The sequence below is a fragment of the Armatimonas sp. genome, from assembly GCF_031410135.1.
Lineage (GTDB): Bacteria > Armatimonadota > Armatimonadia > Armatimonadales > Armatimonadaceae > Armatimonas.
The window spans coordinates 1-7508 of record NZ_JANNYP010000581.1 but is presented as its reverse complement, the minus strand read 5'-3'; the positions used below and the strand labels follow the sequence as shown (position 1 = coordinate 7508).

The window sequence follows — 7508 nt, the reverse complement described above, 5'->3', positions numbered from 1 at the left end:
CGCCGATGGGATCGAGGTGGTTCATGGCGGCCCGAGCGGCTGTTTCTTCACGGGAAGCAATGGAACCCTGCACCTCGACCGAGGCGTGCTCAAGAGCGACCCGCCAGAGCTGGCCAAGACCCCGCTGGGTGAGAACGAGACCACACGCCTCTTTGTCTCGCCGGGGCACCACCGCAACTGGATCAACTGCATCAAGAGCCGCGAGAAACCGCTTTGCGATGTGGAGATCGGCTGCCGCTCCGTGGCGCTGGTGCAGCTGGCCAATCTGGCCTACTGGCACCGCCGCCCTCTGAAGTGGGACCCGAAGAAGTGGGAGTTTATCGGGGATAAAGAAGCCAACACATGGCTCGACCGCGAGCGCCGTGGCCCCTGGAAGCTGCCGAAGGTCTGAGGAGGCAAAAGCCTCCTCAGGAAAACTCATGCTATACTATCCACGATGAATAGACTTTTAAAGATCATTCCTCCATCTCTGGTAAGAGCTGCAGGACGGTTGCAGTTTCGCTTTCCTTTCTTGCGGAATATTATTAATAAAGTGGGGCAGTCACTCACAGGAGAAGGCACTATTTTAAGAGGTGCCGGACAAGGCCTTTATTTTAATTCCACTGGGTGTAATCCTGGGTTTTTAGTTGGCACATCAGAACCTCTGGAGCAAGAAATACTGCTGCGATATGCCAAAGAAGGAAAAGTCGTATATGATCTTGGAGCAAACGCAGGATATTACGTTGTTATTGCTGCAAGAGAAGTTGGCCATATGGGCCATGTGTATGCATTTGAGCCAACTCCTGATCTTGTTGCTCGAATAAAAGAAAATGTGACGAAAAATTCATTTGAAAATGTCACAGTTGTTGATGCTGCGGTTACTGCTGAAGATGGCGAAGTGAGTTTTGGGATCATTGGTGATCTAAGCATAAGCAACTCCATACGCTTTGCAGAATCCCGAGACAGTGTGCGTGTTCGTGCGTTGCGTCTGGATACCTTTGTACAGCAAAATCGCCCTCCTGACCTGATGCTGGTGGATATCGAAGGTGCCGAGCTTGCTGCCCTCCAAGGGAGCTTGCAGCTCCTTGCTCAGCACAAACCCGTGGTGATGGTGGAGGTGCACTGGCTCGGGCAGGAGTTTCTTGACTTTCTGGCCAAGAGTGTTCTCCCGCTTGGCTACAAAGCGACGACCTACGAAGGTGACCCACTCCCAACGGGGAACGTCCGCTACCACGCGCTTCTACTCCCCGAGTAGCCTTCATAGTGCGCGGGCTCCGGTGGCATCCAGGCATCCAGGTTCAGGAGTATCCACTGCGCCAGGGGTCCTGCCTCACGAGTTGCGGTAGCCATCGCTTCCCCGATCTGCTCCAAGCGGCCCTTGCCGAAGGGAGGCGAGCTGTGCGAACTTGGATGTAAAACAGCTAAAATCATGCTAGAAGAGAAAGTCACCGAGTCGCTGAAGATCGCCAATGTCTGGGCGGGACACCCGGTGGGGTTTGCTCTGCTTACCCACGGGAACCAGCAGTTTGTGGCGTTCTACGATGCGGAGCGCCACATGACGGTTGCACAGCGGATACTGGGAAAGAAAGCTTGGACGTTTACCCGGCTGCCCTCGCAGGTGGGCTGGGACTCGCATAACTACGTCACGCTGGCCGTGGATGGTGGCGGGTTTTTACATGTCTCGGGCAATATGCATGTGGTGCCACTGGTCTACTTCCGCTCTACCAAACCACTCGATGCCAGCAGTCTAGTACAAATCACGGCGATGACGGGTCAGAAAGAGAACCGGGTGACCTACCCACTGTTCTTTCGGGGCGCGAAGCAGGAGCTGATCTTTACCTACCGCGATGGGGGCAGTGGCAACGGCGACCAGCTCTACAACACCTACGACCTCAAGACCAAGACCTGGAAGCGCCTCACGGAGCAAGTGCTCACGGATGGCGAGGGGCAGCGAAATGCCTATCCGACGCTCCCTCAGCTCGGCCCCGATGGGTACTTCCATCTGATCTGGATCTGGCGCGAGACCCCGGATGCTGCCACCAACCACCATCCCTCGTATGCCCGAAGCCACGACCTAGTGCACTGGGAAGATAGCGCAGGAAAGCCTCTGGTTCTGCCCATTGTGCTAAAAACGGGCGATGTGGTTGATCCCATCCCCGAGCACGGTGGCGCTATCAATGGCCAGGTGAAGCTGGGCTTCGACTCCCAGAAGCGCCCGGTTGTCTCCTACACCAAGTACGATAAAAACGGCAAGAGCCAGCTCTACTGTAGCCGCCGTGAGAAGTCCGGCTGGAAAGTCTACCAAGTCAGCAACTGGGACTGGCGCTGGGAGTTTGGGGGCGGGGGCACGATCGCCGCGGAGATCAATGTGGGGGCGGTGGAGAGTGCGGGGCCAGGGCGCCTCAAGCTGGTATTCCGGACAAAGAGCCACGGGAGTGGGGTGCTGGTGCTCAATGAAAAGACACTCAAAGTGGTCGAGATGCTCCCACCGCCCGAGGGCTACCCCAAGAGCCTGCGACCTGTGCGCTCGAAGTTCCCCGAGATGCAGGTAAAGTCAGTGAGTGACTTGCGCAAGCCTTCCCCGGCTGGGGGACGCTATGTCTTGCGCTGGGAGACCCTCGGCCCCAACCGCGACAAGCCACGCAGCGGGCCGCTCCCGTCTCCCTCGGAGCTGTGGCTCTACAAGCTCACGGGGTCTTGACAGGCCGTGGTTGAGCCACGACAAATGCGGTGAGATCCCAGGACTCCTGGAGGGTCAATGAGCCGCCTGCGCCAAAGGGCATGTTGTGCTTCAGAAAACCTGCCAGCTTCTCGGGTTTGGCCCCCAGGCCCGCGAGGTTATTGAACGAGTGGTCACCCCAGAGTGCGGGGCGGTAGTAGGTCTTGCTCTCGTAGCGCCCCTGGCCGTCGGTTCCGTGACAGGCGGCGCACTTCTGGGCAAAGATCACTTTCCCCTGCTCGGGGTTACCGACAAGCTTCTCGACTTTGGGCATGCCCGGCGTGGGCAAAGGCTGCGTGCCCCACTGCTCGTCGAGCCAGCGGAGATATGCGTTAAATGCCGCCATCTCGGAGCCATCGGTGGGGACGGGCTTGCCGTTCATGCTACGCTGGAAGCACTGGTTGATCCGGTCATAGAACTTCTGGGGCGTGTCGTACTTGCCGGGGGCAAACATGCCGATCCACGGCGACGACGACAGGTTCCGCCCGACATCCAGGTGGCAGCTAGAGCAGTGGAGCTTGTTGCCCACGAACTTGGGGAGCAGCTCGTAGGTGCGCTCCGAGAGGGCATGGCCACGCTGGATGGCTTTCCAGTTCTGTTTATCCCACTCGGTCAGAGGCTTTGTCGGTGCCGAGATCAGGGGCTTCTCGGCCACACTTGGTTGAGCGCGGCGCAGGGAGTAGACAAAGTCCGAGGCGACAAATTTATCGGTGCGGAGCGTTCGGGCAGAGGCGTGGCAGCCAAGACAGGAGCTCTCCTGGACGAAGCTCTCCATCGTGGTGTTGGAGACAAAGGCAGGCTCCACACGCCCCTCGGACCCTGAGACGGGCCACTGCGCCCCGACCAGCTCATAGTTCTGTAGGACACTCCCGGCGGTGTGGAGCACCTGCTGCTGGGAGCGGTTGAGCTGGCGCAAGCGGGCAGGGAGCGGTGCTCGTCGGACGATCGAGTTTGGGATGCCAGTCTGTGTCTGCTGGTTAGCCTTGGTGCCAGGAGCCAGCGCGGGGGTAAACGACGGATCAGTGCCCTCGACATTGCCGGTGTGCTCAAAGGTCGCCCAGATCCACTGGGGAGCGGACGGGGTTTTCTGGACAAGGTGCAGCCCGACGAGCCCCATCGTGCGCTTTCGCTTGCGCCCCGGCTTGCCGTTTTTCGTGTCAAAGACCAGGCACTCGCGGGTCAGGTAGTACGGTGCCTCTCCCGGCTCTAGCTCGCGCCAGCTCGCCTTGACCATCATTGCCCCATCGGGAAACGCGACGCTCTCCGTGCGCTGTTGCTGGCGGCTATCGTAGAGCTTGTGGCTGCGGAGATAGTCAAAGAGGACTTTATTGAAGCGAATCTCGTAGCGCACGACATGCCCATAGCGATCCGTGAGGGTTGCCGGGAGCGTCCCATCGCTCTGCACGGCCTGCAAGTTGTCCGTCAGCAAGCGCTCCCGTGGCAGCGGCGCACTCCACGGCGCAGGCTCCGCGCCATCCCGTAGATAGATCTCCTCAGGAGTCTTCCACGTCTCCCAGATCTTAAGCCCCTCGTCCCCCAGCGGCTTGCTCGCGTCCGCCTCGCCCCGCTTCCCTTTTTGCGCAGGCCACTGAATCGCCACAAACTCCTGCCACGCAAACGCTTCCACAGACCGCTGCGTCGTAAGAGTATCCCCCCCAGAAAGCCCCCCCGGCACATCGGTCGGAACGGTTGGACTAAGAGCCACCACTGCAAGAGCCAGCACTGGCAAGAAAGCGGCGAGAGAGCGCATAGGACTATTCTACCGCGCCCGCCCCCTAACGAGGAGTTGAAAATTCCTCGCTGAACGCCTTCGGCGGAACGTCCTGCCGGACGGGCATGGGTGGATTTACCCGCCCGTGAGGGCGTTCGGCAACTTGTTGCCCCTAGCGAGGGATTTTCAACCCCTCGCCCTACCCAGAAGCGGTATAATTTCCCATGCCTCCGCCGCCGCTCACCGACGAAGAAGTCCACCAGCGATTGCTTCTCACATGGAAAGGGGATGTACACGCTCGCTTGGGAATCTGGTCTGATATTAAGGGGATGCCAGATAAGTCTGCATCAAAAGAAACCTGGCTCGAAGTGACTCCTGCAATCTACCGTCGTGAGTGGGAAAAGGCGTATCGCTACAGCCTCGCGGAGGATGCCTTAGAGGTCGCCAAAGATTAAATTATCCATTTTTGCCAGCTATTTTAGATGATGGCAGGCACTGTGAACAGACAAGTTATTTTCTGAAAAGCCCTTAGTACGAGTGCTTGCCAAGTTGGAAGCACCTGCCGACCCTCATGCCCGGCTTGCGAAGGTTTTCGCAAAAGAGGACACGGATAGGTTACTGCGTACCATAAGTCAGATGTGCGATACCGAGGATATTTCGGACTGGAGAATCTTACAAAACAGTGCTTCGCTGAGAGAATTGCCTTGGTGGGCAGTGTTTTTCTTTGCTTGCAGTGCAGCTTGTTTTGTTCTGGCGACGGTCACCAGTCAGCCCCTCTGAGCAATAGGTGGAATTCTTTGCTGCGTCCTTGGAATCGCAATGACGAAGCATGTTGAGGATAAGGTTTTCCGACAGCTTTTTGAGCGACGTATCAATCCACAGATTACTTTCCAACAGCTCGCTGAGTACATTCGGGATACGGCAAAAATCCAGGCTCAGGAGATGCAAAGATGCGCTAAAAGTCGTTTGTCATAACCAAAGACAGAAGCGGAAACATTAGCAACACAGATATCGTATGATTTGACAAAGCCTGTGTGATCCACTGGGACAAGGTCAATGCAACACTCGGATCATCGCCGCTCACGCTTCGTAAGGGCTACACGCTTGTAAACGTCACCACCTAGCTTGCCACGCAGCGCACCACCGACAATAAAACCCGCCTGACCATCGCCGATGCCGCTCTTGCCCGAAAAGAGCGCGACACTGAGACGAAGGGCCTCTGGGAGCGCATCAAGCAGTACCGCAAAGGCTGCATTGAGTCGCTCGACGAGACCGACGAGTTGCTCACCACCGTGCCCTAAAGCCCCTTGCCTTTAGGTGAGGGGTTGGGGAGAGGTGATCGGAACGGTACAATACCCGCGTGAGTACCAAACCCCTTACCGTGGCCCTTCTGCGCCCGGACTCGACGCGCCGTGAGGCCGTAGCTCTCTGTGAGAAGTTTGCCCAGACGGCGGACTCCGTGTGCGTGTTGCCGACGTGGGTCGCGGATGTGCTAGACAGTGGCCTCGACGTGGCGACCGTGATTGGGTGGCCGCACGGGGCTGCCAACTCCCAGGCGCTCGGGATCGAGGCCGCGATGGCCACGGCAGACGGCGCAACGGAGCTGATCTTCTTTTCGAATCTCTCGGCACTGAAGTCCGGCGCGGAGCTGTTAGTCGCCGATGCCGTGCAGACTGTGGTGGATGCCGCCGCGCCCACGGAATCTGAGGTGACGCTCTGGCTACCGTGGGAGCAACTCAAGCCCTTGGAGCGCCAGTCGCTGGCCCGCCTCGCCGTGGAGTGTGGTGCGAGTGCGCTTGTGTTGCCTGTGGATGACGAAGAGTCGGCCAAGGCCCTGCGCGAGTTCCTCCCTGATGAGATCGGGATGATCATTGCCTGCGAGGCAAGCGCGGCGAGTGCGGCCTATGCCCATCGCCTGTGGAGCGAGAAATAAGCACGGATGGAAAATAGAAACCCTGGCATTCCCCTTGACCTGGAGTGGGTCGCTGCAACCCGCGTGAACCGCCCCGCTGTCGAGCGTCGCGTGGCCTCACTGCCGGGTCGCCGCAGTGTCAAGAAAGACTGGCAGGCCGCGTGGCTCCTGCGGGCCATCACCTGCATGGACCTCACCACGCTCTCCGGCGACGATACGCCTGGCAATGTCCGACGACTTTGCGCCAAGGCCCGCCAGCCCGTGCGGCAAGACATCTTAGACGCGCTGGAGATGCCAAAAATCACCGTCGGAGCCGTCTGTGTCTACCACGACATGATCGCCCCCGCCGTGGACGCGCTCGCGGGCTCCGGCATCCCCATCGCCGCCGTCTCCACCGGCTTTCCCGCCGGGCTGTCCCCATTTCACCTGCGCCTCGCGGAGATAAAAGAGTCCGTCAAGGCGGGAGCGCAAGAGATAGACATCGTCCTCTCGCGCCGCAAAGTGCTCCTCGGTGACTGGCAAGGGGTCTACGAAGAAGTGCAAGCCTTTCGCGAAGCCTGCGGCGACGCCCACCTCAAGACCATTCTTGCCACGGGCGAGCTCGGCACGCTCACCAACGTCGCCCGCGCGAGCCTCGTCTGCATGATGGCGGGCGCGGACTTCATCAAGACCAGCACCGGCAAAGAGCCCACCAATGCCACCCTGGGCAACAGCCTGATCATGGCCCGCCAGATTCGAGAGTTTCACGAGCGCACCGGCCATATCGTCGGCTTCAAGCCCGCCGGAGGCATCCGCACCGCCAAACAGTCCCTCGACGGCCTGATCCTCATGAAAGAAGAGCTTGGCGTGGAGTGGACCAAGCCCGACCGCTACCGAATCGGCGCGTCTTCGCTCCTCTCCGACATCGAGCGCCAGCTCGAACATCATGTCACGGGCCGCTACGCCGCCTATAACCGCCACCCAATGGCATGAACCATTTGTTTCCAACAAAGAACAAATCACTGGAGGAAAGTTTGCATGGTTCTCAACAAATATTATTCGCTGGGTGCTCAGTACAGGACAAAAAATACTGGTAATTTCTACAGGATGAAAGGCACCGCCTTGGTATGATACGACAAGGTCGCTTAAACACAGATCGCGACCAAAACGATGCCCAAAAAAAATTGTATCTCACAGAGCCAAAATGC

6 protein-coding genes and 1 pseudogene are annotated in these 7508 nt (G+C 58.6%); 6 read left to right on the top strand and 1 reads right to left on the bottom strand.

What is annotated here, in order from left to right; genetic code table 11:
* The 3 genes and pseudogenes from RMO15_RS21450 to RMO15_RS21440 form a co-directional block, all read left to right on the top strand.
* Positions 1-391 (top strand): annotated as a pseudogene (locus tag RMO15_RS21450) (gfo/Idh/MocA family oxidoreductase); the annotation flags it as partial.
* A gap of 45 nt (positions 392-436) precedes the next feature.
* The gene (locus tag RMO15_RS21445) at positions 437-1234 is read left to right on the top strand and encodes an FkbM family methyltransferase (RefSeq protein ID WP_309716913.1); all 798 of its coding nucleotides are present in this window, start codon (positions 437-439) and stop codon (positions 1232-1234) included.
* A gap of 174 nt (positions 1235-1408) precedes the next feature.
* Complete coding sequence (locus RMO15_RS21440; protein WP_309716910.1) at positions 1409-2680, top strand: BNR repeat-containing protein; 1272 nt, start codon at positions 1409-1411, stop codon at positions 2678-2680.
* On the opposite strand, the gene RMO15_RS21435 is transcribed toward RMO15_RS21440, so the two are convergent.
* Positions 2667-4448 carry a c-type cytochrome gene (locus tag RMO15_RS21435; protein ID WP_309716907.1) on the bottom strand — a complete coding sequence of 594 codons (1782 nt, stop codon included), beginning with the start codon at positions 4446-4448 and terminating at the stop codon, positions 2667-2669. The two genes, RMO15_RS21440 and RMO15_RS21435, sit on opposite strands and share 14 nt — an antisense overlap.
* Before the next feature lie 185 nt (positions 4449-4633).
* Here RMO15_RS21435 and RMO15_RS21430 point away from each other — a divergent pair, with 185 nt between their 5' ends.
* From RMO15_RS21430 to deoC, 3 genes are all read left to right on the top strand, one after another.
* Positions 4634-4864 (top strand): hypothetical protein, encoded by a 231-nt coding sequence (locus RMO15_RS21430; protein ID WP_309716904.1) that lies wholly within the window; start codon positions 4634-4636, stop codon positions 4862-4864.
* 905 nt (positions 4865-5769) lie between these two features.
* On the top strand, positions 5770-6342 hold the full coding sequence (locus RMO15_RS21425; RefSeq protein WP_309716901.1) for a hypothetical protein: 573 nt from the start codon (positions 5770-5772) through the stop codon (positions 6340-6342).
* A 6-nt stretch (positions 6343-6348) separates the two neighbouring features.
* A complete protein-coding gene (deoC, locus tag RMO15_RS21420; RefSeq protein ID WP_309716899.1) occupies positions 6349-7293 on the top strand; it encodes a deoxyribose-phosphate aldolase in 945 nt (314 codons plus the stop codon).
* The last annotated feature ends 215 nt before the right edge of the window (positions 7294-7508 follow it).

Bases quoted from the DNA above. Each gene is read 5' to 3' on its own strand.
- RMO15_RS21430 (WP_309716904.1), top strand. From the start codon at position 4,634: ATGCCTCCGCCGCCGCTCACCGACGAAGAAGTCCACCAGCGATTGCTT.
- RMO15_RS21440 (WP_309716910.1), top strand. From the start codon at position 1,409: ATGCTAGAAGAGAAAGTCACCGAGTCGCTGAAGATCGCCAATGTCTGG.
- deoC (WP_309716899.1), top strand. From the start codon at position 6,349: ATGGAAAATAGAAACCCTGGCATTCCCCTTGACCTGGAGTGGGTCGCT.
- RMO15_RS21435 (WP_309716907.1), bottom strand. From the start codon at position 4,448: ATGCGCTCTCTCGCCGCTTTCTTGCCAGTGCTGGCTCTTGCAGTGGTG.
- RMO15_RS21445 (WP_309716913.1), top strand. From the start codon at position 437: ATGAATAGACTTTTAAAGATCATTCCTCCATCTCTGGTAAGAGCTGCA.